This window comes from Clavibacter phaseoli, assembly GCF_021922925.1.
GTDB classification, from domain to species: Bacteria; Actinomycetota; Actinomycetes; order Actinomycetales; family Microbacteriaceae; genus Clavibacter; species Clavibacter phaseoli.
This window is the reverse complement of record NZ_CP040786.1, coordinates 40,666-67,501: the sequence shown is the minus strand read 5'-3', so window position 1 is coordinate 67,501 and position 26,836 is coordinate 40,666. Positions and strand designations below refer to the sequence as shown.

Here is a 26,836-nt window from a genome sequence, read left to right as displayed (position 1 = left end):
CGCCCGAGGCCGCCCGGACGCACGAGAGCCCCCGACGCGCAGGGCGGCGGGGGCTCTCGGGATGGTGCGGTGCTACTTGTCGGACTTCTCCGCGGCGTCGGCCTCGACCTCGGCGGCGGCCTCGTCGGTCGTCTCCGCGGGGGTCGCGTCGGTGTGCTCGACGGCGTCGGTCTCCTCGACGGGGACCTCGGACGCCTCGGACTCCTCCGCGGGCGCCTCGGCGACCGGGGCCGCAGCGGCCGGAGCCGTCGCGGTGGAGGTGCGCGAGGAGCGCACCTTCGGGGTCACGGGCTCGAGCACGAGCTCGATCTGCACCATGGGGGCGTTGTCGCCCTTGCGGAAGCCGAGCTTCGTGATGCGGGTGTAGCCGCCGTCGCGCTCGGCGACGAGGGGCGCGATCTCCGTGAAGAGCTCGTGCACGACGCTCTTCGAGGGGATGACCCCCATGACGCGGCGGCGGGCGTGCAGGTCGCCGCGCTTGGCGAACGTCACGAGGCGCTCCGCGACGGGACGCAGGCGCTTGGCCTTCGTCTCGGTCGTCTTGATGGACTTGTGCTCGAAGAGGCTCTGGGCCAGGTTCGCGAGCATGAGGCGCTCGTGCGCCGGGCCGCCTCCGAGGCGGGGACCCTTGGTGGGCTTGGGCATGGTCTTGTCTCCGTAGGTGTCGAAAGAGGGCGTACGGCCGAGGCCGGACGGATCAGTTGGTGGTGGTCTCGTCCTCGTCGTAGCTGTAGTAGTGCGCGCCGTCGAAGCCGGGGACGGCGTCCTTCAGCGACAGACCGAGCTCGACCAGCTTGTCCTTGACCTCATCCACCGACTTCTGTCCGAAGTTGCGGATGTTCATGAGCTGCGTCTCCGAGAGGGCGACGAGCTCGCTGACGTTGTTGATGCCCTCGCGCTTGAGGCAGTTGTACGACCGCACCGAGAGGTCGAGGTCCTCGATGGGCATCGACAGCTCGGAGCTGAGGACGGCGTCGACCGGCGCGGGGCCGATCTCGATGCCCTCGGCGGCCGAGTTGAGCTCGCGCGCCAGGCCGAACAGCTCGGTGAGCGTGCGACCGGCGGACGCGATGGCGTCGCGCGGCGTGATGGCCGACTTGGTCTCGACGTCGACCACGAGGCGGTCGAAGTCGGTGCGCTCGCCGGCGCGGGTGGCCTCGACGCGGTAGGTGACCTTGAGCACGGGCGAGTAGATCGAGTCGACCGGGATCTGGCCGGCCTCGCTGAACTCGCTGCGGTTCTGGGTGGCCGAGACGTAGCCGCGGCCGCGCTCGATCGTCAGCTCCAGCTCGAACTTCGCCTTCTCGTTGAGCGTGGCGATGACGAGCTCGGGGTTGTGGATCTCGACGCCGGCCGGAGCCGAGATGTCGGCGGCCGTGACCTGGCCCGCACCCTGCTTGCGCAGGTACGCGGTGATCGGCTCGTCGTGCTCGCTGGAGACGACGAGGCCCTTGATGTTGAGGATGATCTCGGTCACGTCCTCCTTCACGCCGGGGACGGTGCTGAACTCGTGCAGCACGCCGTCGATCCGGATGCTGGTGACGGCCGCGCCGGGGATGGACGAGAGGAGGGTGCGGCGGAGCGAGTTGCCGAGCGTGTAGCCGAAGCCGGGCTCGAGCGGCTCGATGACGAACCGCGAGCGGAACTCCGAGATGGACTCCTCGGTGAGGGTGGGGCGCTGCGCAATGAGCACTGTGTTGTTTCCTTTCGGCGAGGCGTCCGCTATATGACGCCTGCGATGCCCCCCGGGTGGCGGCCCGGGCGGGTAGTGAATTGGTCGATCGGACACACGGCGGATCGGCCGACGCCGTCCCCTCCTGGTGGAGCGGGACGGCAGCGGCCGATCAGCGCGAGCTAGACGCGGCGGCGCTTGGGCGGGCGGCAGCCGTTGTGCGCCTGCGGGGTGACGTCGTTGATCGAGCCCACCTCGAGGCCGGCGGCCTGGAGCGAGCGGATCGCGGTCTCACGGCCGGAGCCGGGTCCCTTGACGAACACGTCGACCTTCTTCATGCCGTGCTCCTGCGCCTGGCGGGCGGCCGACTCGGCGGCGAGCTGCGCGGCGAACGGCGTCGACTTGCGCGAGCCGTTGTAGCCGACGACGCCCGAGGACGCCCAGCTGATGACGGCACCGGTGGGGTCCGTGATCGAGACGATGGTGTTGTTGAAGGTGCTCTTGATGTGGGCCTGGCCCACGGCGATGTTCTTCTTGTCCTTGCGGCGCGGCTTGCGAACGGCCGACTTGGGTGCTGCCATGGAATTCTCCTGTGTCTACGGGTGGCGAGAGGCGCGGGCCGCGGGGCCTAGCGCGCCTTCTTCTTGCCGGCTACGGTGCGCTTCGGGCCCTTGCGGGTGCGAGCGTTGGTCTTCGTGCGCTGCCCGTGGACAGGGAGGCCGCGGCGGTGGCGGATGCCCTCGTAGCTGCCGATCTCGACCTTGCGGCGGATGTCGGCGGCCACCTCGCGGCGGAGGTCGCCCTCCACCTTGAAGTTCCCGTCGATGTAGTCGCGGAGGGCGATGAGCTGGTCGTCGCTCAGGTCCTTGACGCGGATGTTCTTGTCGATGCCGGTGTCCTCGAGGGTCTTGACGCTCGAGGTGCGGCCGACGCCGTAGATGTACGTGAGTGCGATCTCGACGCGCTTGTCGCGCGGGAGGTCGACGCCTGCTAGACGTGCCATTGAGGCTTCTCCTGGTGATGAGTGGAGGTCTGCAGCAGAGCCTGTGCATCGGCCTCCGACCGATGGTGTCCCCCGGATCCCTCAGGACCCCGGCTTCCGGCGCTGCTGTCGTTCTTCTTCTGGTGGTGCGGGTGGTGCCGTGCGGTCGTGCTGACTAGCCCTGGACCTGCTTGTGGCGCGGGTTCTCGCAGATGACGCGCACGCGGCCGTTGCGTCGGATGACCTTGCACTTCTCGCAGATCCTCTTGACGCTGGGGTTGACCTTCATGATGCTTCCTTGCTTTCGGTTCTCGCTGGCCTCGTGCCACCGCGGATGCGGGGCCGTTCCTTGTGCAGCAGGCCTACTTGTAGCGGTAGACGATCCGGCCGCGGGTGAGGTCGTACGGGCTCAGCTCCACGATCACGCGGTCCTCGGGGAGGATGCGGATGTAGTGCTGACGCATCTTGCCCGAGATGTGGGCGAGGACCTTGTGCCCGTTGCTCAGCTCAACGCGGAACATCGCGTTCGGCAGAGCTTCGACAACTCCGCCTTCGATCTCGATGACGCCGTCTTTCTTGGCCATATACTCACTGTCGCTAGAGGTGGTGTCTGCTGTTCGTGCGGATGCGCATCATGGTGAGGCGCAGGTGCCACGGCACGCCGGGAGGCGGCTGAGCACCAAGGGTCGAGAGTACGGCATCCCCGGGCGTGTCGCAATTCTCCCCGCGTGTCGCGGCCGGATCCGCGGATCCTGCGCTAGCGGGACGCACGACGGGCCGGACGGTCGCCCGTCCGGCCCGTGCGGGTCCTGCCTCCGGCGCGTCCGCTACGCGCGGTGGCGCGGCGCGCTGCGGCGGTCGGCCTGCGCGGCGTCGACGACGGCGACGAGGTCGGCCGTCAGCGGGTGCTGGTCGTCGAGGCCCGTCACGCGGCGGACGAGGTCGGCGGCCGTGTCCGTCGCGAGCAGCCCCTGCAGCTCGAGCGCCTGCGGGTCGCCCGCGGGGTCGAAGCGGAGCGCCTGCCCCATCGCGCGCACGAGGGCCTCGTGCGGCATCCCGCGCTCGGCGAGCTGCGAGGCCGGACCCACGAAGCGCTCCTCGCGGGAGAGCTTGCGCAGCGGCTGGCGGCCGACGCGCTCGACCGTGTCCGCGAGGGCCGCGTTGGCGAAGCGCGCGAGGTTCTTCGCGCGGTACGCCGCCTGCTCGGCCTCGTCGAGGCCGTGCTTCGCGACGAGCAGCGCGCTCGTCTCCTCGAGGACCTGGCGCACCTCGTCGGCGACCTCGGGGATCGCCATCGCGTCCGACTGGCTCACGGCGCCGCGGGCGTAGCCGTGGTAGGCGACGGTCGCGTGGCCCGTGTTCACGGTGAAGAGCTTCCGCTCGATGTAGGGCGCGAGGTCATCGACGAACGTGGCGCCGGCGATCTCGGGCACGGCGTCGCCGAACGGCGTGCGCTCCACGACCCACTCCGAGAAGTCCTCGACGGTCACGTCGAGGCCCGCGGCGGGATCCTGGTTCGGCACGATGCGGTCGACGGCCGTGTTCGCGAAGACCGCGCGGGCGAGCGCGTCCGCGTCGTCGCCGAGCGCCGTGGAGATCTCGGCACGGAGGGTGTCCGTCGCGTTGATCGCGTTCTCGCACGCCATGACGGCGACGGGGCCGAGGTCGGCGGAGCGCGCGCGGAGGCCCGCGGCGATCGCCGGCGCGACGAAGCGGAGGATGTTGGGGCCCACCGCGGTGGTCACGACGTCGGCGGTCGCGATCTCCCGGATGAGCGACTCGCCGTCCGCCGCGCTGTCGATCGCGCGGAAGCCCGTGACGGTCCAGTCGCGCGCGTGCGGGCCGACCTCGGTGACGCGGTAGGAGTCGGCGGCGGCCAGGTGCCCGATGAGCTCGGCGTTGACGTCGGCGAACACGACCTCGTAGCCGGCCTCGTGCAGGATCAGCCCGACGAAGCCTCGGCCGATGTTGCCGGCGCCGAAGTGGACGGCCTTCACGCCTCGTTCACCTCGGCCAGGAGGGCGTACAGCGCCTCGGCGTCGGGGGCGTCGAGGAGCTTCTGCACCTCGTCGTCGTCGCTGAAGATGATCGCGATCTTGCTGAGGATCTCGAGGTGGCCGTTGTCCTTGCCGGCGATGCCGACGACGAAGCGCACCTCGTTGCCCGCCCAGTCGATGGGGGCGTCGTAGCGGATGAAGGAGAGCGCCGAGTCGAGGATCGTGTCCTTGCCCTCGTTGGTGCCGTGCGGGATCGCGAGGAGGTTGCCCATGTAGGTCGAGACGCTCGTCTCGCGCTCGCGCATGAACCCCTCGTACTCGGGGGTGACGGCGCCCGCGGCGACGAGGATGGCCGCCGCCTCGGCGATGGCCTCCTCCACGTTCGACGCGGTTCCGCCGACGCGGATCTGGGCGGGTTCGAGGACGTTCGACATGGTGCTCCTGACGTGTGTGCGTGGTGCGGGGGCCGGGCTGCGCCTTCCAGCATGGCCCGGCCCCCGCGGTGCGGTGGTGCGGGGGTCCGCCCCAGGGGCGGACCCGGGGTGATCAGCTGTCCGAGCGCTGCTTCTGGACCAGCTCCACGATCTCGTCGTAGCGCGGCGAGTTCATGAAGTTGTCGACGGAGACGTGCTCCGAGGACGGGCTCTTCTGGCGGGCCCGGTCGGTGAGCTCGCGCTGCGTGATCACGAGGTCGGCCGTGCCGTCGAGGGCCGCGATCGCCTTGTTGACGACCGTGACGTCGGTGACGCCGGCCTTCTTCATCTTGTTGCGGAGCACGGAGGCGCCCATGGCGGACGAGCCCATGCCGGCGTCGCAGGCGAACACGATGTCCTGGATGCGGGTGGCCGTGGCCGTCCCGCCGTCCGCGCCCGTGGCGGACGTGCCGTCGGCGAGGCCGCCGACCGTGCCCGCGGTGCCGGTCTCGGCGCCGAGGCCCGAGAGGATCGAGGACTCCTTGCCCTTGTTGGCCTGGGTCGCCTGGACCGCGGCGCCGAAGTCGCCGTCGGACTTCTTGCCGGTGCGGAGGATGACCGCCGCGATGACGAAGGTGACGGCCGCCGAGATGAGGACCGAGAGGATCACGCCGGGGAAGCTGTTGCGCTCGGTCTGGCCGAGCACGGCGATGATGCTGCCGGGCGAGGCCGGACCGCGGAGGCCGGAGCCGAACGCGACGTTCGTCGCGACGCCCGAGGCGCCACCCGCGATGACCGCGAGGAACAGGAGTGGCTTGGACAGCACGTACGGGAAGTAGATCTCGTGGATGCCGCCGACGAACTGGATGAGGATCGCGCCGGGGGCCGTGCTGCGGGCGACGCCCGCGCCGAAGATCGTGAACGCGAGGAGGACGCCGAGGCCCGGGCCGGGGTTCGCCTCGAGCAGGAACAGGATGCTCTTGCCCGTGCGGGTCGCCTCCTCGGTGCCGAGGGGGGTGAGGATGCCCTGGTTGATGGCGTTGTTGAGGAACAGGACCTTGGCCGGCTCGATCACGATGCTCGTGAGGGGCAGCAGGCCGTTGTCGACGAGGAAGCCGACGCCGCCGCCGAGGACCGACGTGATGCCGCGGATCACCGGGGTGAGGCCGAAGTAGGCGCCGACCGCGAAGATCGCACCGAGGATGCCGGCGGAGAAGTTGTTGACGAGCATCTCGAAGCCGGGGCGGATCCGGTCGATCCAGAGGCGCTCGATGACCTTCAGCAGGTACGCCGCGAGCGGGCCCGTGATCATGGCGCCGAGGAACATCGGGCTGCCGCCGTCGAAGTACGGGGTGCCCACCGTGCCGACGATGACGCCCATGGTCGCGATGCTCGCCACCACGCCGCCGCGCGCGTCGTAGACCATGCGGCCTCCGGTGTTCGCGATGAGCAGCGGGAGGAGGAAGTACAGCACGGGCGCGACGAGGCCGGCAAGCTGCTCGTTGGGCAGGTAGCCGTCCGGGATGAACAGGGCCGTGAGCAGGCCCCAGGCGATGAACGCCGCGATGTTCGGCATGATCATGCCGCTGAGGAACGTGCCGAACTTCTGCACGCCGAGCCGCACGGACTGTCCCGTGCTGCGGGTGGGTGACGTCGTCGTCATGGGGGTGGTGCTCCTGTCGTGGTGGTGGCGGGCCTGCTGCGGCCCGCCGTGCTGCGGTGGAGGGGGATGTGCGGTGGTGCGGTGGAGAGGGCCGTGCGGGTAGGTGGTGCTGGTCAGACGGTGACGGGCGCCGATGCCGCGGTGACCGCGGCACGCGCCTCGACGGCGCTGTCGGCGGCGAGGGCGACGGCGGCCAGGGCCTCCGCCTCCTCGCGCGTGTGGAGGGCGAGCTCGGCGCGCACGTCGGCGAGGGCCGCGGGCGACATCGAGAGGCTGGTGGCGCCGAGGCCGACGAGCACGACGGCGAGCAGCGGGTCGGCCGCCGCCTCGCCGCAGATGCCCACCGGCTTGCCGAGCGCGCGGCCCGCGGTGCCGACCTCCTGCACGAGGCGCAGGACGGCGGGGTGCCACGGGTCCTGGAACGCGGCCACGGATCCCAGCAGCCGGTCGGCCGCGAGCGTGTACTGCGTCAGGTCGTTGGTGCCGATGCTCGCGAAGTCGGCGTTGGCGAGGATCCGGTCGGCGAGGAGCGCGGAGGACGGTACCTCCACCATCACGCCGACGGTCTTGAGGCCCAGCTCGCGGCCGAGGGCCGTGAAGTAGCGCGCCTCCTCGACGGTCGAGACCATGGGCGCCATGACCCACAGGTCGGCGTCGGTGGCGGCGTCGGCCTGCGCGAGCGCGGTGAGCTGGTCGCGGAGGATCTGCTCGTTGGCCCGGAGCGCGCGGAGGCCGCGGAGACCGAGGGCCGGGTTCTCCTCGTCGGCGTCGTTGAGGAAGCTCAGCGGCTTGTCCGCGCCGGCGTCCAGCGCGCGGACGACGACCTTCTGCCCGGGGAACGCCTCGAGCAGGCGCGTGTAGTGCGCGCGCTGCTCGTCGACCGTCGGCGCGCTCGTGGCGTCGAGGAAGAGGAACTCGGTGCGGAAGAGGCCGACGCCCTCGGCGCCCTTCTCGACCGCGTCGGACGCGCCGTCGGCGGATCCGAGGTTGGCGAGCAGCGGGACCGCGGTGCCGTCGGCGAGCGCGCCGGGTCCGGTGGGGACGGCGACGCGCGCCTTCCGGGCGGCGATGGCGTCCCGCGCGGCGGACTCCTCGTCGGCGCTCGGGTCGACGGTGACGGCGCCCGTGAGCGCGTCGACCACGACGGTCTGCCCGTCGGCGAGGTCGGCGGCCGCGGCGACGCCGACGACCGCGACGATCGCCTTCTCGCGGGCGAGGATCGCCGTGTGCGAGGTGGGCCCGCCGTCGGTCGTGATGAGCGCGAGGACCTTGTCGAGGTCGAGGAGCGCGGTGTCGGCGGGCGCGAGGTCGCGCGCGACGAGCACGAAGGCGTGGTCGGGATCCGGCACGCCGGGGGCGGCGACGCCCTGCAGGTGCGCGACGACGCGCTGCGAGACGTCGTCGAGGTCGGTGGCGCGCTCGCCCATGTAGCCGCCCATGCTGAGGAGCAGGTCGCGGAAGCCCGCGAACGCCTCGTGCACGGCGCGCTCGGCGGTGCGGCCCGTCGCGAGGCGCGCGGTGATGTCGTCGACGAGCGTGGGGTCCTCGGCCATGAACGCCTGCGCCTCGAGGACGTCCTTCGCGGCGCCGCCGGCCTTCTCCCCGCGGATGCGGATGTCGGCGGCCGTCGCGGCGAGCGACGCGCTCACGCGGATGCGCTCCTCGTCGGCGGTCAGCGCGCTCGCGGTGTCGGCGGGCTCGGGGAGCGGGTCGGGCATCCGGATGACGGGTCCGACGGCGGATCCCCGGCCGATGCCGATGCCGTTCAGCGTGCGGGAGCTCATGCGGCGTCCAGGTCGGACTCGAGGAGCGTCGCGAGGTCGGTGACGACCTGCTCGGCGTTCTCGCCCTCGGCGGAGACGACGACCTCGTCGCCCGTGTCGACGCCCAGGGAGATCACGCCGAGGATGCTCGCGGCGTTGACGCTGCGGTCGCCCTTGGCGAGCTGCACGGGGATCCCGGCCTTCGCGGCGGCCTGCGTGAACAGCGAGGCGGGGCGGGCGTGCAGCCCGTGCGACGAGGCGATGGTGACGGTGCGTTCTGCCATGGTGGCTCCTTCGGTCGGCCCCGTCGTCGGGGCCCTGGTGGCGGTCATCGTGCGGTGCTGCGGGTCGTGCGGTGTCGGCGCGGTGCCGGTGATCAGGTGACGGGCGGGGATCCCCCGAGCGGGCGGCCGTGGAGCCCCGGCGCGAGCCGGAGCGAGCGGGCGCCCTGGCGCATCGCGGCGAGGGCCCGGTCGAGCGCGGCGCGCGCGCCCTCGGGTCGCGCGGCGTCGGCGTCGAGGAGGACGGCGGTCGCGCCCTCGTCGGCGGCGGCCTCCCGCACGGCGTCGAGCCGGTCGGCGAGGTGGGCGCCCAGCAGGACGACGTCCATGCCGGCGGCGTCGAGGCGCACCTGGGCGAGGGATCCGGCGACGGCCTCGATCTCGAGCCCGTCGGCCTCGGCGAGCGCGCGGAGGCGCTGGGCGAGGAAGGTGCTGGATGCGCCGGAGCCGCAGACGACGAGGATCCTCCCGGTCATGCTGTGCCTCCTCGCGTCGTCGCTGGTCGTCCCATCGTGCTCCGCGTGGGGCCGCCGGTGCCAGCAGATCCGCTTCCGCGGGGTAGGAAGAGGAGGCCGGCGGGGGCCCGGCCGGGCCTCGCGGGCGGGCGCGGATGGTTGACTCGTCTCCGAGAGCGGCGCTCTCCGACCGCCGCCGGAGCGGACGCCAGCCGCCGCGCAGGGAGACGACCATGCTGAGCGAGAACCAGGAGAGGCTGCTGGACTACCTGTCCACGGCCGACCGCTGGGTCGAGGCCGGCGAGCTCGCGGACCGCCTCGGGGTCACCACGCGCAGCGTCCGCAACTACGTCACGGCGGTGCGCGAGCGCTCGACCGTGGCGATCGCCTCCTCCCCCGACGGCTACCGGATCGACGCCGGCAGCTACGCCCGCCACCTCGGCGCGCGCACGAGCGGCGATCCGCAGGGCACCCCGCGCGACCGCCTGCACGCCCTCGTCCGCCGCCTCGGCGACGCGCCCGACGGCCTCGACGTCTTCGCCCTCGCGGGCGAGCTGCACGTGAGCGACTCCACGGTCGAGGCGGACCTCCGGAAGGTGCGCGCGCTCGTCGAGGACGCCGGGCTCGCGCTCCGCCGGACCGGATCCACGGTCGTCCTCGAGGGCTCGGAGCGCGACTTCCGCCGGCTGCTGTCGCGCATGTTCCGCGACGAGAGCGCGCAGGGCTTCCTGCCGCTCGAGACGGTGCAGCGGGAGTTCGCGTCCGACTCGCTGCAGGCGTTCAAGACGGACCTCATCCGCGAGCTCACCGCGGGCGGCTTCTTCGTCAACGAGTACGGCGTCGACAACGTGCTGCTGCACGTGGCCATCGCGGTGGACCGGCTGGCACGGGCGCCGCGGCGGACGGACGAGGACGCGGATCCCGCCGAGGGCGCCGAGCACGACGACGCGTCGTCGCCCGTCCCCTCCGCCGACCCCACCGCCCTCGCGATCCGCGACGTGCTCGCGCGCCTCCTCGCGGCTCACTTCGACGTGCCGGTGCCGGCGGGCGACGTCGCCTACCTCGCGCTCCTCGTCCGCACGCGCGTCGTCACCCCCGGCAACGAGCAGTCGCTCGCGACCGTGATGCGCGAGCACGTCGTCGAGAGCGACCTCGACGTGGTGCGCGCCATCGTGCGCCGCGTGAAGCAGGAGTACCTGGTGGACCTCGAGGACGAGGACTTCACGGTCCGCTTCTCCCTGCACCTCGGCAACCTGGTGGCGCGCGCCGCCGACCGCTCCTTCTCCCGGAACCCGCTGGCCCGTTCCATCAAGACCTCCTACCCGATGACGTACGAGATCGCCGTGTTCATCGCGAGCGAGGTGCAGCGGCGGCGGGGCATCGCGATCAACGACGACGAGATCGCGTACATCGCCCTGCACGTGGGATCCCACCGGGAGCGCGTGGCCCGGCGCGACGACCGGGTCGCGTGCGCGCTCGTCTGCCCGAACTACTACGACCTGCACCAGATCATGCGCCAGCGCATCGAGCAGGCGCTCGGGGCCGACATCAGCGTCGACGCCGTGGTCACGCGCACCGACGTCGACGCGGACGCGCTCGGGGTGCAGCTCGTGATCGACGCGACCGGCACGCGTCCGCCCGGCGATGACGTCGTGGTGGTCCAGCCGCTGCCGACGCCCGACGACATCGAGGCGATCCGCCGGGCCGTCGCCCGCGTCCGCCGCCACGCGCGCCGCAGCTCCATGAAGCACGACCTGCTGCGCTTCCTCGACGAGTCGCTGTTCTTCCGGGACCTGCACGCGCCCGACGAGGAGGCGATGATCCGCCTGCTCGGCCAGCGCATGGTGGAGCAGGGCATCATCGAGCCCGAGTACATCGACGGCGTCATCGAGCGCGAGCGCCTCTCGTCGACGGCGTTCACCGACACGCTCGCCGTGCCGCACTCGCTCGCGATGACGGCGCACCGCACGGCCATCGCCATCGTGGTCAACGACGAGGCGATGCAGTGGGGCGGCAACCGCGTGCACGTGGTCGCGCTCGTCGCCTTCAGCGCGAGCGGCCGCACGAGCTTCCAGCACGTCTTCGACCAGTTCGTCGAGGTCTTCTCCGACCACCGCGACGTGCAGGCGATCATGCGGGCGTCGGGAGCGCACGGCTCCTTCATCGAGGAGCTCGTGCACGTCATGGACACCTGACCGGGCCACCCGCGGGCGTCCGGTCGGGTCAGGCGGGTGCGGTGATCAGGGCGCGACGGGAATGACTCCGAGCGGCACGAGGCGCGACGCCCCGCCGTCGGCGAGCGTGAGCACCCAGATGCCGCGTGCGTGCACGGCGACGGAGTGCTCCCAGTGCGAGGCCATGCTGCCGTCGACCGTGGAGACGGTCCAGTCGTCGTCGAGGACGCGCGTCTCCGCCTCACCGTCGGTGATCATCGGCTCGATCGCGACGACGAGCCCGGGCTTCACCGCGGGGCCCTTGCCGCGCACGCGGTAGTTGAAGACCGGCGGATCCTCGTGCATGCTGCGCCCGATGCCGTGGCCCGTGTAGTCCATGACGATGCCGAACGCGCCGGCCGCCTCGACGCTCTCCTCGACGGCCTCGCCCACCTCGTTGAGATGCGACGCGGTCGCGAGCCGGGCGATGCCCGCCCAGAGCGAGTCCTCGGTGACGCGGGAGAGCCGCTCGCGGGCCTCGACGACGTCGGGGCGCGCGGGGTCCGGCACCACGACCGTCATGGCCGAGTCGCCGTTCCAGCCGTCGATCTCCGCGCCGCTGTCCACCGAGACGATGTCGCCCGGCTGCAGCACGCGGTCGCCGGGGATGCCGTGCACGACCTCGTCGTTCACGGAGACGCACACCGTGTGGCGGTACCCCGGTACGAGCTGGAAGTTGGAGTGCCCGCCGAGGGCGCGGATGGCGGCGTCGGCGGCCGCGTCGAGCTCGCCGGTGGTCACGCCCGGGGCGATGAGCCCGCGGACGGCGTCGAGCGACGCGGCGGTCGCGAGTCCGGGCGCGACCATGCGGCGGATCTCGTCCGGGGTCTTGTAGATCCCCGGCGTGCGGCGGAGCGCGCCCACGGCGCTACGCGCGGCCGGCGTCGGAGGAGGGACGGACGCCGCGACCCGCGAGGGCCGTGCGGATGCGCTCGGCGACCTCGTCGACCTCGCCCAGCCCGTCGACCTCGACGAGCAGGCCGCGGTCGCGGTACACGTCGATGAGGGGGCTCGTCTCGCGGACGTAGACCTCCTGGCGGTGCCGGATCTCGTCCTCGCCGTCGTCGGCGCGCCCCTGCTCGGCGGCGCGGCGGGTGAGCCGGGCGACGACCTCCTCCTCGTCCGCGACGAGCTGGATGACGGCGTCGAGCTCCTGGCCCCAGCCCTGCAGCAGCTCCTCCAGGTACGCGACCTGGTCGAGCGTGCGCGGGTAGCCGTCGAGCAGGAAGCCCGCCTGCGCGTCCTCCTCCTGGAGGCGCGCGGTGACGAGGCTGTTGGTGAGCTCGTCGGGGACGTAGTTGCCCGCGTCCACGAGGGCCTGCACCTGCTGGCCGAGCTCCGTGCCGTCCTTGATGTTCTGGCGGAAGATGTCGCCGGTCGAGACGTCGGGGATGCCGTGGTCGGCCGCGATGCGCTTCGCCTGCGTGCCCTTGCCCGCTCCGGGAGGGCCGACGATCAGGAGCCGGGTCACTTGAGCAGCCCCTCGTAGTGCCGCTGCTGCAGCTGCGAGTCGATCTGCTTGACCGTCTCGAGGCCGACGCCGACCACGATCAGGATGCTCGCGCCGCCGAACGGGAAGTTCTGGTTCGCGCCGACGAGCGACAGGGCGATGAGCGGCAGGAGCGCGATGAGCCCGAGGTACAGCGAGCCCGGCAGCGTGATGCGGGTGAGCACGTAGTCGAGGTACTCGGCCGTCGGGCGTCCCGCGCGGATGCCGGGGATGAAGCCGCCGTACTTCTTCATGTTGTCGGCGACCTCCTCCGGGTTGAAGGTGATGGCGACGTAGAAGTACGTGAAGCCGACGATGAGCAGGAAGTACATCGCCATGTAGAGCGGGTGGTCGCCCGTCGTGAGGTTGTCGGTGATCCACTGCACCCACGGCGCCGGCGCCTGGCCGACGGCGGGCTGGTTGAACTGCGCGACCAGGGCCGGCAGGTACAGCAGCGAGGACGCGAAGATGACGGGCACGACGCCGGCCATGTTCACCTTGATGGGGATGTAGGTGTTGTTGCCGCCGTAGGTGCGGCGCCCGACCATGCGCTTGGCGTACTGCACAGGGATGCGACGCTGCGACTGCTCGACGTAGACGACGGCGGCGACGACGAGGAGTCCGACGGCGATGACCAGGAGGAAGACCTCCCAGCCGCGGCTCTGCTGGATCGCGATGAGCGAGGTCGGGAACGCCGCCGCGACCGACGTGAAGATGAGGAGCGACATGCCGTTGCCGATGCCGCGCTCGGTGATGAGCTCGCCCATCCACATGATGAGGCCGGTGCCGGCGGTCATCGTGATGACCATGAGCATGATCGCGTACCAGGCGTCGTTCGTGACGAGCTGCGTGCAGGCGCTGACGTTGGTCTGGCCGAAGAGCGCACCGCTGCGCGCGACCGTGATGAGCGTCGTGGACTGGAGGACCGCGAGGGCGATCGTGAGGTAGCGCGTGTACTGCGTGAGCTTGGCCTGGCCGGACTGGCCCTCCTTGTAGAGGGTGTCGAAGTGCGGGATGACCACGCGGAGCAGCTGGACGATGATCGACGCCGTGATGTACGGCATGATGCCCAGCGCGAAGATGGAGAGCTTCAGCAGCGCCCCGCCGCTGAAGAGGTTGACGAGCTCGTAGAGGCCCGAGGTGCCCTGGTTGGCCGCGAGGCACGACTGCACGTTGGCGAAGTCGACGAACGGCGCCGGGATGAAGGATCCGAGGCGGAAGAGGGCGATGATGCCCAGCGTGAACCCGATCTTGCGACGCAGATCGGGGGTGCGGAAGATCCTGACGACGGCGCTCAACACGGAGGGTGTCCTGCTTTCTGTGGGAGGTCCGCCGGGAGGCGGGGGTCGGGCCGACCCGATGCGGCCCCAGGTGCCGGTAGGGGCGGTCGGTTTCCCGACCGCCCCTACCGTCGCGTCCTGAAGTGCTACTTGACGGAGCCGCCTGCTGCGACGATCTTCTCCGCAGCGGAGCCGGAGACCTTGTCGACAGCAACCGTCAGCTTAACCGAGATGTCGCCGTCCCCGAGGACCTTGACCTTCTCGTTCTTGCGCACGGCACCCTTGGCGACCAGGTCGCTCGTGGTGACGTCGCCGCCGTCGGGGTAGAGCACGGCGAGCTTCTCCAGGTTCACGACCTGGTACTCGACGCGGAACGGGTTCTTGAACCCGCGGAGCTTCGGGGTGCGCATGTGCAGCGGCATCTGCCCACCCTCGAAGCCGACGCGGACCGTGTAGCGGGCCTTCGTGCCCTTGGTGCCACGACCCGCGGTCTTGCCCTTCGAGCCCTCACCGCGGCCGACACGCTGGCGTGCCTTCTTGGCCCCGGCGGCGGGACGGAGGTGGTGGACCTTGAGGACCTGCTCGCGCTTGACCGTCTCCGTCGAGGCGACCGTGGTCGTCTCGGCGGAAGCGGCCGCGGCGGCGGGGGCCTTCGCGGTCTTCTTGGGTGCGGCCTTGGGCGCCTTCACGGGCGCCGGCTCGGCCGACTCGTTCTTCTCAGCCATCAGTCGATCTCCTCCACCTTCACCAGGTGCGCGACGGTGTTGACGTAGCCGCGGTTCTGGGCGTTGTCCTCTCGGACCACCACGGCACCGATGCGACGGAGCCCGAGGCTCCGCAGGGTGTCGCGCTGGTTCTGCTTCTCGCTGATCTTGGACTTGATCTGCGTCACTCGGAGCTGAGCCATCAGACACCTGCCTTCGCGTCGGCCTCGGCGCGCTGGGCGCGGAGGATGCGGGCCGGGACGACCTGCTCGAGCTCGAGCCCACGACGAGCTGCGACGGCGCGCGGCTCCTCGAGCTGCTTGAGCGCCTCGACCGTCGCGTGCACGATGTTGATCGTGTTCGACGAGCCGAGCGACTTGCTCAGGACGTCGTGGATGCCGGCGCACTCGAGCACCGCGCGGACGGGGCCACCGGCGATGACGCCGGTACCCGCGGACGCGGGGCGCAGGAGGACGACTCCGGCGGAGGCCTCACCCTGCACGGCGTGCGGGATGGTCAGGCCGATGCGGGGGACGCGGAAGAAGTTCTTCTTCGCCTCCTCGACGCCCTTGGAGATGGCGGTGGGGACCTCGCGGGCCTTGCCGTAGCCGACGCCCACCAGTCCGTTGCCGTCTCCGACGATCACGAGCGCGGTGAAGCTGAAGCGACGACCGCCCTTGACGACCTTGGACACGCGGTTGATGGTGACGACGCGCTCCAGGAACTGGCTCTTGTCGGCATCACGGCCACCGCGGCTGTCGCGGCCGCCCTGGTTCCGGTCACGCCCGCCACGACGGCCCTCACGGCCCTCGTTCTGCGCGGGTGCGGTGGACGCCGCGGTCTCGACGGGCGTCTCCGCCACTGCCACGACCTCGGGCTCCTTGTTGTTGTTCTCGGCTGCGCTCACAGGCTCAGACCACCCTCTCGAGCTCCTTCGGCGATGGCCGCGACGCGTCCTGCGTAGCGGTTGCCACCACGATCGAATACGACGCTCTCCACGCCGGCCGCCTTGGCGCGCTCGGCGACGAGCTCGCCGACCTTGCGCGACTTGGCGGTCTTGTCGCCGTCGAACGTGCGCATGTCGGCCTCGAGGGTCGACGCGGACGCGACGGTGTGACCACGGCTGTCATCGACGACCTGCACGAAGACGTGACGGGCCGAACGGGTGACGACCAGGCGCGGACGCAGCTCGGTGCCCTCGACCTTCTTGCGCAGACGTGCGTGCCTGCGGCCGCGGGCGGCGGACTTGCTTTTTCCTCTAACTCCGAGAGCCATGATCACTTACCACTCTTTCCGGCCTTGCGGCGAACGTTCTCGCCGGCGTAGCGGACGCCCTTGCCCTTGTAGGGCTCGGGCTTGCGAATCTTGCGGATGTTGGCGGCCGTCTCGCCGACGAGCTGCTTGTCGATGCCGACGACGGTCATCTTGTTGACGCCCTCCACGGTGAAGCTGATGCCCGCGGGCGCCTCGACGTACACCGGGTGGGAGAAGCCGAGCGCGAACTCGACGCCCTTGTCCTTGAGTGCGACGCGGTAACCCGTGCCGACGATCTCGAGGCCCTTGGTGTAGCCGGTGGTGACGCCGACGATGTTGTTCGCGATGAGGCTGCGCGTGAGGCCGTGGAGCGAACGCGACTCGCGCTCGTCGTCCGGACGGGTGACGAGCACCTGCCCGTCCTGGACCTCGGCGCGGATGGGCTGCGCGACGGTGAGGCTGAGCTCGCCCTTCGGGCCCTTCACCGTGACGAGCTGGCCGTCCACGGCGACGTCGACCCCTGCGGGGACGTCGATGGGGAGTCTTCCGATACGTGACATGGCGTTACCACACGTAGGCGAGGACTTCCCCACCCACGCCCTTCTTCGCAGCCTGGCGGTCCGTGAGGAGCCCCGAGGAGGTGGACAGGATGGCGACCCCGAGGCCACCGAGGACCTGGGGGATCTCCGCGGACTTCGCGTACACGCGCAGTCCGGGCTTCGACACGCGCTTGATGCCCCGGATGGAGCGCTCGCGGTCGGGGCCGAACTTGAGGCTGAGCGTCAGCGTCTGGCCGACGCGGGCGTCCGCGACGTCCCAGCCGGCGATGAAGCCCTCGGACTTGAGGATGTCGGCGATGTGCGACTTGAGCTTGGAGTGCGGCATGGAGACCGTGTCGTGGTGCGCGGAGTTCGCGTTCCGGAGTCGGGTCAGCATGTCAGCGACCGGGTCGGTCATTGTCATATCTGGTTGTGCCTCTCTCGCCTGGTTTCGTTCATCCGGACACGGATGACGACCTGTGGTGGTGGCGGCGCCGGGCGGAGGTGCCCGGCGCCGATCGTGCGGTGGTGCTGGTCGTGCGATGGAGCGGTGGAACTCGTTACGGCGTGTTCTCGGGCGTCTGGAACGGGAAGCCGAGCGCCTTGAGCAGCGCGCGTCCCTCGTCGTCCGTCCGAGCGGTCGTGACGACCGTGATGTCCATGCCGCGGACCCGGTCGATGCGGTCCTGGTCGATCTCGTGGAACATGGACTGCTCGTTGAGGCCGAACGTGTAGTTGCCGTTGCCGTCGAACTGCTTCGGGCTGAGCCCGCGGAAGTCGCGAATGCGGGGCAGGGCGAGGGACAGCAGGCGGTCGAGGAACTCCCACATGCGGTCGCCGCGCAGCGTGACGTGGGTGCCGATGGCCTGGCCCTCACGGAGCTTGAACTGGGCGATCGACTTGCGGGCCTTCGTCACCTGCGGCTTCTGGCCCGTGATCTTGGTGAGGTCGGCGACCGCGCCGTCGATGATCTTGCCGTCGCGAGCCGCGTCACCGACACCCATGTTGACGACGATCTTCGTCAGCCCGGGCACCTGGTGCACGTTCGTGAAGCCGAGATCAGCGGTCAGCTGGCTGACGATCTCGGTGCGGTACTTCTGCTTCAGGCGCGGGAGCGTGGTGCCCTCGGCCGTGCCAGCGGTTGCGGTGTCGGTCATTGCTAGAGGTCCTTACCTGACTTCTTGGCGTAGCGGACGCGGACGGTCTTGGAGACCCCGTCCTTCTCGACCTGCTCGGTCCGGAAGCCGACTCGCGTGGGCTTCTTGGACTCGGGGTCGACGAGCGCGACGTTGGAGATGTGGATGGGCGCCTCGACGGTCTCGATGCCGCCGGTCTTGGAGCCGCGCTGCGTCTGGCCGACGCGGACGTGCTTCGTGACGAAGTTCACGCCCTCGACGACGACGCGGTTGCGCTCGACCAGGACGGACAGGACGCGGCCCTGCTTGCCCCGGTCGCCGCCCTTGGCCTGCGTGCGACCCGTGATGACCTGCACGAGGTCACCCTTCTTGATGTTCGCCATGACTAAATGACCTCCGGTGCCAGCGAGATGATCTTCATGAACTTCTTGTCCCGGAGCTCGCGGCCCACCGGTCCGAAGATGCGGGTGCCGCGGGGCTCCCCGTTGCTGTTCAGGATGACGGCGGCGTTCTCGTCGAACTTGATGTACGAGCCGTCGGGACGGCGCGTCTCCTTCTTGGTGCGGACGATGACGGCCTTGACGACCTCGCCCTTCTTGACGTTGCCGCCGGGGATCGCGTCCTTGACGGTCGCGACGATGACGTCGCCCAGACCGGCGTAGCGACGACCCGAGCCACCGAGCACGCGGATGGTCAAGATCTCCTTGGCACCCGTGTTGTCCGCGATCTTGAGGCGGGATTCCTGCTGAATCACTGTTGCTCCTTATCCAAGCAGCCGGGGCTACTTGGCCTTCTCGAGGATCTCGACCAGGCGCCAGCGCTTGGAGGCGCTGAGGGGACGGGTCTCGTTGATCAGGACCAGGTCGCCGATGCCGGCGGTGTTCGCCTCGTCGTGCGCCTTGACCTTGGAGGTGCGGCGGATGACCTTGCCGTACAGCGGGTGCTTCACGCGGTCCTCGACCTCGACGACGATGGTCTTGTCCATCTTGTCGCTGGTGACGTAGCCACGGCGGGACTTGCGGTAGCCGCGGTCGGCCGTCGCGGTGTCAGCCGTGTTCTTCTCTTCGGCGTTCGCCATGATCAAGCCTCCTCAGCCTTCTCGGTGACGGCGGCGTCGTCGGCCTTCGCGGCCTTCTTCGTCGCCTTCTTCTTCTCGGGCTTCTCGGGGACCTCGACGGGGGCGGGCGTGGCACGGATGCCCAGCTCGCGCTCGCGGATGACCGTGTAGATCCGAGCGATGTCGCGCTTGACCGCACGGAGGCGGCCGTGGCTGTCGAGCTGACCGGTGGCCGACTGGAAGCGCAGGTTGAACAGCTCCTCCTTGGCCTTCTTCAGCTCTTCGACGAGTCGCTCGTCCTCGAAAGTGTCCAGCTCGACGGGGGCGAGCTCCTTGGAACCGATCGCCATTATGCGTCGCCTTCCTCGCGCTTGATGATGCGTGCCTTGAGGGGCAGCTTGTGGATGGCCCGGGTGAGCGCCTCGCGCGCCGTGACCTCGTCGACTCCGGAGAGCTCGAAGAGCACGCGGCCCGGCTTGACGTTCGCGACCCACCACTCGACCGAGCCCTTGCCGGAACCCATGCGGGTCTCGGCGGGCTTCTTGGTGAGCGGACGGTCGGGGAAGATGTTGATGTACACCTTCCCGCCGCGCTTGACGTGACGCGTCATGGCGATTCGAGCGGACTCGATCTGCCGGTTGGTGACGTAGGCGGGCGTGAGGGCCTGGATGCCGTACTCGCCGAACGACACGACGGTGCCGCCGGTCGCGTGGCCGGAACGACCCGGGTGGTGCTGCTTGCGGTGCTTGAGCTTGCGGGGGATCAACATGGTTACGCCTCAACTCCTGCTGCGGCGACCGGCGCTGCCTCGGCGGCCGGCGCGGTGCGCGGCGCGTTGGTGCGGCGATCTCCGGTCCGACCGTCGGAACGGTCGTTGCGACGCTCGGGGCGCGACGACTTCTGGTTCGCCTGCTCCCGAGCGAGATCCTTGTTCGTGATGTCGCCCTTGTAGACCCAGACCTTCACGCCGATGCGGCCGAAGGACGTGCGGGCCTCGTAGAAGCCGTAGTCGATGTTCGCGCGGAGGGTGTGCAGCGGCACGCGGCCCTCGCGGTAGAACTCCGAGCGGCTCATCTCGGCGCCGCCGAGACGGCCGGACACCTGGATGCGGACGCCCTTGGCGCCGGCGCGCTGGGCGCCCTGCAGGCCCTTGCGCATCGCGCGGCGGAACGCCACGCGACCCGCGAGCTGCTCGGCGATGCCCTGGGCGACCAGCTGGGCCTCGGCCTCGGGGTTCTTCACCTCGAGGATGTTCAGCTGGATCTGCTTGCCCGTGAGCTTCTCGAGGTCGGCGCGGATGCGCTCGGCCTCGACGCCGCGGCGCCCGATGACGATGCCCGGGCGGGCCGTGTAGATGTCCACGCGGACACGGTCACGGGTGCGCTCGATCTCGATGCGCGCCACTCCGGCGCGGTCGAGGCTCGTCTTGAGCATGGTGCGGATGCGCACGTCCTCGGCGACGTAGTCGCTGTAACGCTGCCCCTTCTTCGTGCTGTCCGAGAACCAACGCGACACGTGGTCGGTCGTGATCCCGAGACGGAACCCGTACGGGTTGACCTTCTGTCCCATTACTTGCTCGCCTTCTTCGTGGTCGTCGCCACGTCCGCCTCATCCGGCGTCGCGAGGACGACCGTGATGTGGCTGGTGCGCTTGTTGATACGGAATGCGCGACCCTGTGCACGGGGCTGGAACCGCTTGAGGGTGGTGCCCTCGTCCACGAACGCCTTGGCGATGTAGAGGTCCTGCTCCGCGAGGAAGCTGTTGGACGCGTCGGCCTTGACCCGCGCGTTCGCCATGGCCGAGGCCACCAGCTTGTAGATCGGCTCGCTCGCGCCCTGGGGCGCGAACTTCAGGATGGCCAGGGCCTCCTCGGCCTGCTTGCCACGGATCATGTCCACGACGCGACGGGCCTTCTGGGGGGTGACGCGGATGTGACGCACGCGTGCGATCGACTCCACCATTTCTCTCCTCCTTCTCGTCGCCGCGCTAGCGGCGACGACCCTTCTTGTCGTCCTTCACGTGGCCGCGGAAGGTGCGCGTGAGCGCGAACTCGCCGAGCTTGTGACCGACCATGGACTCCGTGACGAACACGGGGACGTGCTTGCGACCGTCGTGCACCGCGATGGTGTGACCCAGCATCGCCGGGATGATCATCGAGCGGCGCGACCAGGTCTTGATCACGTTCTTGCTGCTGGCCTCGTTCGCCGAGATCACCTTGCGGAGCAGGTGGTCGTCGACGAAGGGGCCCTTCTTCAGACTGCGTGGCATCTTCTACAACTCCTACTTGCGCTTCTTGCCGGCGTTGCGGCGGCGAACGATGAGCTTGTCGCTGGGCTTGTTGATGTGGCGCGTGCGGCCTTCCTTCTGGCCCCACGGGCTGACCGGGTGGCGACCACCGGAGGTCTTGCCCTCACCACCACCGTGCGGGTGGTCGACCGGGTTCATCGCGACACCGCGGACGGTCGGGCGGACGCCCTTCCAGCGCATGCGGCCGGCCTTGCCCCAGTTGATGTTCGACTGCTCGGCGTTGCCGACCTCGCCGATGGTCGCGCGGCAGCGCGCATCGACGTTGCGGATCTCGCCGGAGGGCAGGCGCAGCTGGGCGTAGGGGCCGTCCTTCGCCACGAGGCGCACGGAGGCGCCGGCGGAGCGGGCCATCTTCGCGCCGCCGCCGGGGCGGAGCTCGATGGCGTGGATGACGGTACCCGTCGGGATGTTGCGCAGCGGCAGGTTGTTGCCGGGCTTGATGTCGGCCGTGGCGCCCGACTCGATCTTGTCGCCCTGCTTCAGCTTGTTCGGCGCGAGGATGTAGCGCTTCGTGCCGTCGATGAAGTGCAGGAGCGCGATGCGCGCCGTGCGGTTGGGGTCGTACTCGATGTGGGCGACGGTCGCGATGACGCCGTCCTTGTCGTTGCGCTTGAAGTCGATCACGCGGTACTGGCGCTTGTGGCCACCACCGATGTGACGGGTCGTGATGCGACCCTGGTTGTTGCGGCCACCGGTCTTGGAGAGCGGGCGGAGCAGCGACTTCTCGGGCGTCGAGCGCGTGATCTCCACGAAGTCGGCGACGGACGAACCGCGACGACCCGGGGTCGTGGGCTTGTACTTGCGAATAGCCATTGGTGTTTTCCTAGTCCCGGTCTCAGCCGACAGTCGTGAAGATGTCGATGGAGCCCGACTTGAGGGAGACGATGGCGCGCTTGGTGTCCTTGCGCTTGCCCATCCCGAACTTGGTCCGGCGGGTCTTGCCCTGCTTGTTGAGCGTGTTGACCGACGCGACCTGCACGCCGAAGATCTTCTCGATCGCGAGCTTGATCTCGGTCTTGTTCGAGCGGGGGTCCACGATGAACGTGTACTTGCCCTGGTCGATCAGGCCGTAGCTCTTCTCGGAGACGACCGGCGCGATGATGATGTCGCGGGGGTCCTTCTGGGTGGCGCTCATGCGGCAACCTCTTCCTTGGCCGTCTTGAACGCGACGAACGCGTCGTACGCGCCCTTCGTGAAGACGATGTCGTCGCTCACGAGCACGTCGTACGCGTTGAGCTGGTCGTAGGACAGCACGTGGACCGTCGGGATGTTGCGCACGCTGCGGAGGCTGACCTCGTCGGTGCGCTCCAGGACGATGAGGACGTGCTTGCTCGTGGCGATGCCGTCGAGCAGCGCGACCACGGTCTTCGTCGAGGGGACGTCTCCGGCGGAGAGGCTCTCGATGACGTGGAGGCGGGCGCCGCGCGCGCGGTCGGAGAGGGCGCCGAGCAGAGCCGCGGCGATCATCTTCTTGGGGGTGCGCTGCGAGTAGTTGCGGGGCGTGGGTCCGTGGACGATGCCACCGCCGGTCATCTGGGGGGCGCGGATCGAGCCCTGACGAGCGCGACCGGTTCCCTTCTGCTTGAACGGCTTGCGGCCGGCGCCGGAGACCTCGCCGCGGCCCTTGGTCTTGTGCGTTCCCTGGCGCGCCGCGGCGAGCTGGGCGACGACGACCTGGTGGATGAGCGGGACGTTGGTCTGCACGTCGAAGATCGACGCGGGCAGGTCGACGGAGCCGGTGACTGCACCGGTCGCGTCGAGGACGTCGAGCTGGGTGTCGGTAGCCATGACTACTTCCCCTTCACTGCGTTGCGGACGAAGACGATGCGGCCACGCGCGCCGGGCACTGCGCCCTTGACGAGCAGGAGGCCCTTCTCGGCGTCCACGCTGTGGACGACGAGGTTCAGCACGGTGACGCGCTCGCCGCCCATGCGACCGGCCATGCGCATGCCCTTGAAGACACGGCTGGGGGTCGAGGAGGCGCCGATGGAGCCGGGCTTGCGGTGGTTGCGGTGCGAACCGTGCGAGGCCGAGACGCCCTTGAAGTTGTGGCGCTTCATGACGCCGGCGAAGCCCTTGCCCTTGCTGGTGCCGACGACGTCGACCTTGGAGCCGGCCTCGAAGGCGCCGACCGTGATCTCCTGGCCGAGCGCGTACTCGGCGAAGTCGGCCGTGCGGACCTCGGTGAGGTGGCGGCGCGGCGTGACGCCGGCCTTCTCGAAGTGGCCGGTGCTCGGCTTGTCGGCCTTGCGGGGGTCGATCTGGCCGTAGGCGATCTGGATGGCGCCGTAGCCGTCGACCTCGGGCGTGCGCACCTGGGTGACGACGTTCGGGGTGATCTGCACGACGGTCACGGGGATGAGCTTGTTGTTCTCGTCCCACACCTGCGTCATGCCCAGCTTCGTGCCGAGCAGACCGGTGAAAGTCCTGTTAGCGGTAGACATGGGTTCCCTTAGAGCTTGATCTCGATGTTGACGTCGGCCGGGAGGTCGAGTCGCATGAGCGAGTCGACCGCCTTCGGCGTCGGGTCGACGATGTCGATCAGACGCTTGTGCGTGCGCATCTCGAAGTGCTCGCGGCTGTCCTTGTACTTGTGGGGGGAACGGATCACGCAGATCACGTTCTTCTCCGTGGGCAGCGGCACCGGGCCGACGACCGTGGCGCCCGCGCGGGTCACCGTGTCGACGATCTTCCGGGCCGAGGAGTCGATGACCGAGTGGTCGTACGACTTAAGTCGGATGCGGATCTTCTGTCCCGCCATGTGTGACTCTCTCTCTTTCGTGCGTCATGCGGCCTCGGACCGTATTGGACGCGTGTGTCCCTCGCTCGGATGGGCCGGCCGCGTGGCGCGCCCCATCCGTGGTGCACCCGGGCGCGCATCGTGGGACGCGGCCTCGGGCAGCTCGTGCACCCGCCCGCATGCGGGCGCGGACGAGAGGTGCTCATCCGGTGGGTGTCGTGTGCTTCTGCTCTGCTGCCCGCGGCCTAACCTGCTCCGGGAGCGACTAGCGCTCCGGGCGGCTATGCACTGCCTGGCAGTGATCCGACGTCTCGCGCGCAGGGCGGCGTGCGTCGGAATGTTGAACTAGACGAGTTTGTCATAGTCCGGCCACGCGTGCAACCCGGGCGTGTCGCGCCCACTCCCCCGTGATTCCGGGGCTCCGGGCGCCTCCCGCCGGCGGCGTCGAGGCGCCGGCGCGGTCATCGGAACAGCAGGTTCCGCAGCTCCGTCTCCCCCGACGCGAGGCGCTGCGGGTCGATCGTGCGGCCGTGCACGTACTCGTCGACGAGCCGCGGATCCACGTAGCTGTTCTTCGCGATGGTCGGGGTGTTGCTGAGCACCTCGGCGGCGTCGCGGTACGCCTGCGCGAGGGCACGCTGCCGCTTGCCCTTGGTCGCCTCGGGCCCGTGCTTCGCCAGGCTGATCGCCGCGGCGACGGTGCCGTGCAGCGTGCGGAAGTCCTTCGCGGTGAACTCGCCGCCGGTCCGCTCCCGGACGTAGTCGTTGATGTCGGCCGCGCCGAGCGGGTGCCACTCGCCGCCGTCCTCGTAGGCCAGCAGCCGGGCGTTCGGACCGCGCTCCTGGAGGCCCCCGACGACCTGCACGAGATCGTGGTCGCGGATGTCGCTCGACCACTCCTGGCCGCTCTTCGCGGGGAACTCGAGGTGCACGGTGTCGTCGTGCACGGTGACGTGCGAGCAGAGCAGCGTCGACAGCCCGTGGCTGCCGTTCGACTCGGTGTAGCGCTCGCTGCCCACGCGGAGGCTGCCCGTGTCGAGCATCCGGAAGCCGGCGGCCAGCGCGCGGTCGCGCGTGAAGCCGTCCTGGCGGAGGTGGATGGTGACCTGCCGGCGCGCGGCCGGGAGCGACTCGGCGAGCTGCAGCGACCGGTCGAACTTGATCCGGTCCTTTTGCTCGCGCCAGGTCGGGTGGTAGATGTACTGCCGCCGCCCGGCGCTGTCCATGCCGGTCGCCTGCACGTGGCCGTTCTCGTACGGCGCGATCCAGACGTCGGTCCACGCCGGCGGGATCCCGAGGTGGTCCATGCGGGCGCGCAGCGCCTTGTCGGCGACCCGGTTCCCGTCGGAGTCGAGGTAGGTCCAGCCCTTCCCGGCCCTCTTGCGCGTGTAGCCCTTGCCGGTGGCGTCGCTGCGCCGGAGTCTGACCATTGATCGAACCTACGCGTCGCGGCGACGGTCGTTGGTGCACGATCGATCTCCTGCGCCCATCCGCAGGAGCCCGTGATGTCCGCGCGCGTTAACGGCCGACAGGGCCGGGCCATGACGGCCCGACCCTGTCGGAGGTGGTGCTGGTGGAGCTGGGTGCTACTTGACGATCTTCGTGACCGTGCCGGCGCCGACGGTGCGGCCACCCTCGCGGATGGCGAAGCCGAGGCCCTCCTCCATGGCGATCGGCTGGATCAGCGCGACGTTCATGTCGGTGGTGTCGCCGGGCATGACCATCTCGGTGCCCTCGGGCAGCGTGATGACGCCGGTGACGTCGGTGGTGCGGAAGTAGAACTGCGGACGGTAGTTCGCGTAGAACGGGTTGTGACGCCCGCCCTCCTCCTTGGAGAGGATGTACGCGGTGCCCTCGAAGTCCGTGTGCGGCGTGACCGAACCCGGCTTGACGATGACCTGGCCGCGCTCGACGTCCTCGCGCTTGGTGCCGCGGAGCAGGAGCCCGCAGTTCTCGCCGGCCCAGGCCTCGTCGAGCTGCTTGTGGAACATCTCGATGCCCGTGACGGTGGTCTTGACGGTGGGACGGATGCCCACGATCTCGACGTCCGAGTTGATGGCGAGGGTGCCGCGCTCGGCGCGACCCGTGACGACGGTTCCACGACCGGTGATCGTGAAGACGTCCTCGACGGGCATGAGGAACGGCTTGTCCTTGTCGCGGACGGGCTCCGGGATGGACTCGTCGACCGCGTCCATGAGCTTGACGATCTGCTCGACCCACTTCTCGTCGCCCTCGAGCGCCTTGAGGCCGGAGACCTGGACGACGGGGGCGTTGTCGCCGTCGAAGTCCTGGCTGGAGAGCAGCTCGCGGACCTCGAGCTCGACGAGCTCGAGGATCTCCTCGTCGTCGACCATGTCGGACTTGTTGAGCGCGACGAGCAGGTACGGCACGCCGACCTGCTTCGCGAGCAGCACGTGCTCGCGCGTCTGCGCCATGGGGCCGTCGGTGGCGGCGACCACGAGGATCGCGCCGTCCATCTGGGCGGCGCCCGTGATCATGTTCTTGATGTAGTCAGCGTGACCCGGGGCGTCGACGTGAGCGTAGTGACGCTTGGGCGTCTCGTACTCGACGTGCGAGATGTTGATCGTGATGCCGCGCTGGCGCTCCTCGGGAGCGGAGTCGATGGACGCGAAGTCGCGCTGCACGTTGGTCGCCGACGGGTACTTGTCCGCCAGGACCTTGGAGATCGCTGCCGTCAGCGTCGTCTTGCCGTGGTCGACGTGACCGATCGTTCCGATGTTGACGTGCGGCTTGGTCCGCTCGAACTTGGCCTTACCCACTGTGGGTCCTCCTCAGGACTCGGTTGCGGGGCGTCCGGTTGTTCCCGGACGCCCTGCGTGTTGGAGATCTTGCTTATGGTACTGAAACGGCGGATGCCGCTCGAACTGGAG

The 26,836-nt window shown here is 69.8% G+C and carries 38 protein-coding genes; 1 reads left to right on the top strand and 37 read right to left on the bottom strand.

Going from position 1 to position 26,836, the window contains the following annotated elements:
• Window positions 1-72: 72 nt before the first annotated feature.
• From rplQ to FGI33_RS00310, 12 genes are all read right to left on the bottom strand, one after another.
• A complete protein-coding gene (gene rplQ / locus FGI33_RS00365; RefSeq protein WP_119434934.1) occupies window positions 73-645 on the bottom strand; it encodes a 50S ribosomal protein L17 in 573 nt (190 codons plus the stop codon).
• A 52-nt stretch (window positions 646-697) separates the two neighbouring features.
• Window positions 698-1,693, bottom strand: a complete 996-nt coding sequence (locus FGI33_RS00360; protein WP_012039273.1) for a DNA-directed RNA polymerase subunit alpha — start codon at window positions 1,691-1,693, stop codon at window positions 698-700.
• A 161-nt stretch (window positions 1,694-1,854) separates the two neighbouring features.
• A complete protein-coding gene (gene rpsK / locus FGI33_RS00355) occupies window positions 1,855-2,253 on the bottom strand; it encodes a 30S ribosomal protein S11 (protein WP_012039274.1) in 399 nt (132 codons plus the stop codon).
• Window positions 2,254-2,300: 47 nt separating this feature from the next.
• Window positions 2,301-2,675, bottom strand: a complete 375-nt coding sequence (rpsM, locus tag FGI33_RS00350; protein ID WP_015491172.1) for a 30S ribosomal protein S13 — start codon at window positions 2,673-2,675, stop codon at window positions 2,301-2,303.
• Between the two features lie 154 nt (window positions 2,676-2,829).
• On the bottom strand, window positions 2,830-2,943 hold the full coding sequence (rpmJ, locus tag FGI33_RS00345) for a 50S ribosomal protein L36 (RefSeq protein WP_012297775.1): 114 nt from the start codon (window positions 2,941-2,943) through the stop codon (window positions 2,830-2,832).
• Between the two features lie 73 nt (window positions 2,944-3,016).
• Window positions 3,017-3,238 (bottom strand): translation initiation factor IF-1, encoded by a 222-nt coding sequence (gene infA, locus FGI33_RS00340; RefSeq protein WP_012039277.1) that lies wholly within the window; start codon window positions 3,236-3,238, stop codon window positions 3,017-3,019.
• A 243-nt stretch (window positions 3,239-3,481) separates the two neighbouring features.
• Window positions 3,482-4,651, bottom strand: coding sequence for a mannitol-1-phosphate 5-dehydrogenase (locus tag FGI33_RS00335; RefSeq protein ID WP_237582093.1), 1,170 nt, complete (start codon window positions 4,649-4,651; stop codon window positions 3,482-3,484).
• Window positions 4,648-5,085, bottom strand: coding sequence for a PTS mannitol transporter subunit IIA (locus FGI33_RS00330; protein WP_119434771.1), 438 nt, complete (start codon window positions 5,083-5,085; stop codon window positions 4,648-4,650). The genes FGI33_RS00335 and FGI33_RS00330 overlap by 4 nt, the downstream gene beginning before the upstream one ends.
• Window positions 5,086-5,197: 112 nt before the next feature.
• Complete coding sequence (locus tag FGI33_RS00325; RefSeq protein WP_119434770.1) at window positions 5,198-6,727, bottom strand: PTS mannitol transporter subunit IIBC; 1,530 nt, start codon at window positions 6,725-6,727, stop codon at window positions 5,198-5,200.
• Window positions 6,728-6,840: 113 nt separating this feature from the next.
• A complete protein-coding gene (gene ptsP, locus FGI33_RS00320; RefSeq protein ID WP_119434769.1) occupies window positions 6,841-8,511 on the bottom strand; it encodes a phosphoenolpyruvate--protein phosphotransferase in 1,671 nt (556 codons plus the stop codon).
• Window positions 8,508-8,774, bottom strand: a complete 267-nt coding sequence (locus FGI33_RS00315) for an HPr family phosphocarrier protein (protein WP_012039282.1) — start codon at window positions 8,772-8,774, stop codon at window positions 8,508-8,510. The genes ptsP and FGI33_RS00315 overlap by 4 nt, the downstream gene beginning before the upstream one ends.
• Before the next feature lie 92 nt (window positions 8,775-8,866).
• Entirely contained in the window at window positions 8,867-9,247 is a 381-nt protein-coding gene (locus FGI33_RS00310) for a PTS sugar transporter subunit IIB (protein ID WP_204585625.1), read from the bottom strand.
• A 212-nt stretch (window positions 9,248-9,459) separates the two neighbouring features.
• Here FGI33_RS00310 and FGI33_RS00305 point away from each other — a divergent pair, with 212 nt between their 5' ends.
• The gene (locus FGI33_RS00305) at window positions 9,460-11,421 is read left to right on the top strand and encodes a BglG family transcription antiterminator (protein WP_119433825.1); all 1,962 of its coding nucleotides are present in this window, start codon (window positions 9,460-9,462) and stop codon (window positions 11,419-11,421) included.
• Between the two features lie 45 nt (window positions 11,422-11,466).
• Here the strand turns inward: FGI33_RS00305 and map are convergent, their stop codons facing one another.
• The 25 genes from map to tuf form a co-directional block, all read right to left on the bottom strand.
• Window positions 11,467-12,303, bottom strand: coding sequence for a type I methionyl aminopeptidase (map, locus tag FGI33_RS00300; protein ID WP_119433824.1), 837 nt, complete (start codon window positions 12,301-12,303; stop codon window positions 11,467-11,469).
• Window positions 12,304-12,307: 4 nt separating this feature from the next.
• Window positions 12,308-12,910, bottom strand: a complete 603-nt coding sequence (locus FGI33_RS00295; protein WP_119433823.1) for an adenylate kinase — start codon at window positions 12,908-12,910, stop codon at window positions 12,308-12,310.
• Window positions 12,907-14,229: a preprotein translocase subunit SecY gene (gene secY / locus FGI33_RS00290; protein WP_015491181.1), complete on the bottom strand. Its 1,323-nt coding sequence runs from the start codon at window positions 14,227-14,229 to the stop codon at window positions 12,907-12,909. The genes FGI33_RS00295 and secY overlap by 4 nt, the downstream gene beginning before the upstream one ends.
• A gap of 125 nt (window positions 14,230-14,354) precedes the next feature.
• Complete coding sequence (gene rplO / locus FGI33_RS00285; protein WP_119401320.1) at window positions 14,355-14,933, bottom strand: 50S ribosomal protein L15; 579 nt, start codon at window positions 14,931-14,933, stop codon at window positions 14,355-14,357.
• On the bottom strand, window positions 14,933-15,115 hold the full coding sequence (gene rpmD / locus FGI33_RS00280; RefSeq protein WP_012039289.1) for a 50S ribosomal protein L30: 183 nt from the start codon (window positions 15,113-15,115) through the stop codon (window positions 14,933-14,935). The genes rplO and rpmD overlap by 1 nt, the downstream gene beginning before the upstream one ends.
• Complete coding sequence (rpsE, locus tag FGI33_RS00275) at window positions 15,115-15,780, bottom strand: 30S ribosomal protein S5 (RefSeq protein WP_012039290.1); 666 nt, start codon at window positions 15,778-15,780, stop codon at window positions 15,115-15,117. The genes rpmD and rpsE overlap by 1 nt, the downstream gene beginning before the upstream one ends.
• Before the next feature lie 35 nt (window positions 15,781-15,815).
• Window positions 15,816-16,187: a 50S ribosomal protein L18 gene (rplR, locus tag FGI33_RS00270; RefSeq protein ID WP_012039291.1), complete on the bottom strand. Its 372-nt coding sequence runs from the start codon at window positions 16,185-16,187 to the stop codon at window positions 15,816-15,818.
• Between the two features lie 2 nt (window positions 16,188-16,189).
• Complete coding sequence (gene rplF, locus FGI33_RS00265) at window positions 16,190-16,726, bottom strand: 50S ribosomal protein L6 (protein ID WP_015491184.1); 537 nt, start codon at window positions 16,724-16,726, stop codon at window positions 16,190-16,192.
• A 4-nt stretch (window positions 16,727-16,730) separates the two neighbouring features.
• Window positions 16,731-17,129 (bottom strand): 30S ribosomal protein S8, encoded by a 399-nt coding sequence (rpsH, locus tag FGI33_RS00260; RefSeq protein WP_012039293.1) that lies wholly within the window; start codon window positions 17,127-17,129, stop codon window positions 16,731-16,733.
• Between the two features lie 136 nt (window positions 17,130-17,265).
• A complete protein-coding gene (rplE, locus tag FGI33_RS00255) occupies window positions 17,266-17,862 on the bottom strand; it encodes a 50S ribosomal protein L5 (protein ID WP_012039294.1) in 597 nt (198 codons plus the stop codon).
• 2 nt (window positions 17,863-17,864) lie between these two features.
• Window positions 17,865-18,224, bottom strand: coding sequence for a 50S ribosomal protein L24 (rplX, locus tag FGI33_RS00250; protein ID WP_015491186.1), 360 nt, complete (start codon window positions 18,222-18,224; stop codon window positions 17,865-17,867).
• A 2-nt stretch (window positions 18,225-18,226) separates the two neighbouring features.
• On the bottom strand, window positions 18,227-18,595 hold the full coding sequence (gene rplN, locus FGI33_RS00245) for a 50S ribosomal protein L14 (RefSeq protein ID WP_012039296.1): 369 nt from the start codon (window positions 18,593-18,595) through the stop codon (window positions 18,227-18,229).
• A gap of 27 nt (window positions 18,596-18,622) precedes the next feature.
• Entirely contained in the window at window positions 18,623-18,919 is a 297-nt protein-coding gene (gene rpsQ / locus FGI33_RS00240) for a 30S ribosomal protein S17 (protein WP_012039297.1), read from the bottom strand.
• 2 nt (window positions 18,920-18,921) lie between these two features.
• Window positions 18,922-19,248: a 50S ribosomal protein L29 gene (gene rpmC, locus FGI33_RS00235; protein WP_012039298.1), complete on the bottom strand. Its 327-nt coding sequence runs from the start codon at window positions 19,246-19,248 to the stop codon at window positions 18,922-18,924.
• A complete protein-coding gene (gene rplP, locus FGI33_RS00230; RefSeq protein ID WP_086517199.1) occupies window positions 19,248-19,667 on the bottom strand; it encodes a 50S ribosomal protein L16 in 420 nt (139 codons plus the stop codon). The genes rpmC and rplP overlap by 1 nt, the downstream gene beginning before the upstream one ends.
• Before the next feature lie 2 nt (window positions 19,668-19,669).
• On the bottom strand, window positions 19,670-20,467 hold the full coding sequence (gene rpsC, locus FGI33_RS00225) for a 30S ribosomal protein S3 (protein WP_012039300.1): 798 nt from the start codon (window positions 20,465-20,467) through the stop codon (window positions 19,670-19,672).
• Window positions 20,467-20,859: a 50S ribosomal protein L22 gene (rplV, locus tag FGI33_RS00220; RefSeq protein WP_012039301.1), complete on the bottom strand. Its 393-nt coding sequence runs from the start codon at window positions 20,857-20,859 to the stop codon at window positions 20,467-20,469. Before rplV ends, rpsC begins: the two co-directional genes overlap by 1 nt.
• 25 nt (window positions 20,860-20,884) lie before the next feature.
• On the bottom strand, window positions 20,885-21,166 hold the full coding sequence (rpsS, locus tag FGI33_RS00215; RefSeq protein ID WP_012039302.1) for a 30S ribosomal protein S19: 282 nt from the start codon (window positions 21,164-21,166) through the stop codon (window positions 20,885-20,887).
• 12 nt (window positions 21,167-21,178) lie between these two features.
• Entirely contained in the window at window positions 21,179-22,018 is an 840-nt protein-coding gene (rplB, locus tag FGI33_RS00210) for a 50S ribosomal protein L2 (RefSeq protein WP_043668798.1), read from the bottom strand.
• Between the two features lie 22 nt (window positions 22,019-22,040).
• Complete coding sequence (gene rplW / locus FGI33_RS00205) at window positions 22,041-22,340, bottom strand: 50S ribosomal protein L23 (RefSeq protein WP_012039304.1); 300 nt, start codon at window positions 22,338-22,340, stop codon at window positions 22,041-22,043.
• Window positions 22,337-22,993: a 50S ribosomal protein L4 gene (gene rplD / locus FGI33_RS00200; protein WP_119433822.1), complete on the bottom strand. Its 657-nt coding sequence runs from the start codon at window positions 22,991-22,993 to the stop codon at window positions 22,337-22,339. Before rplD ends, rplW begins: the two co-directional genes overlap by 4 nt.
• A gap of 2 nt (window positions 22,994-22,995) precedes the next feature.
• Complete coding sequence (gene rplC, locus FGI33_RS00195; RefSeq protein ID WP_119401317.1) at window positions 22,996-23,649, bottom strand: 50S ribosomal protein L3; 654 nt, start codon at window positions 23,647-23,649, stop codon at window positions 22,996-22,998.
• Between the two features lie 8 nt (window positions 23,650-23,657).
• On the bottom strand, window positions 23,658-23,966 hold the full coding sequence (rpsJ, locus tag FGI33_RS00190) for a 30S ribosomal protein S10 (protein ID WP_012039307.1): 309 nt from the start codon (window positions 23,964-23,966) through the stop codon (window positions 23,658-23,660).
• Between the two features lie 440 nt (window positions 23,967-24,406).
• Window positions 24,407-25,375 carry a DNA topoisomerase IB gene (locus FGI33_RS00185; protein WP_119433821.1) on the bottom strand — a complete coding sequence of 323 codons (969 nt, stop codon included), beginning with the start codon at window positions 25,373-25,375 and terminating at the stop codon, window positions 24,407-24,409.
• A gap of 156 nt (window positions 25,376-25,531) precedes the next feature.
• On the bottom strand, window positions 25,532-26,725 hold the full coding sequence (gene tuf, locus FGI33_RS00180) for an elongation factor Tu (protein ID WP_012039309.1): 1,194 nt from the start codon (window positions 26,723-26,725) through the stop codon (window positions 25,532-25,534).
• Window positions 26,726-26,836 lie beyond the last annotated feature (111 nt).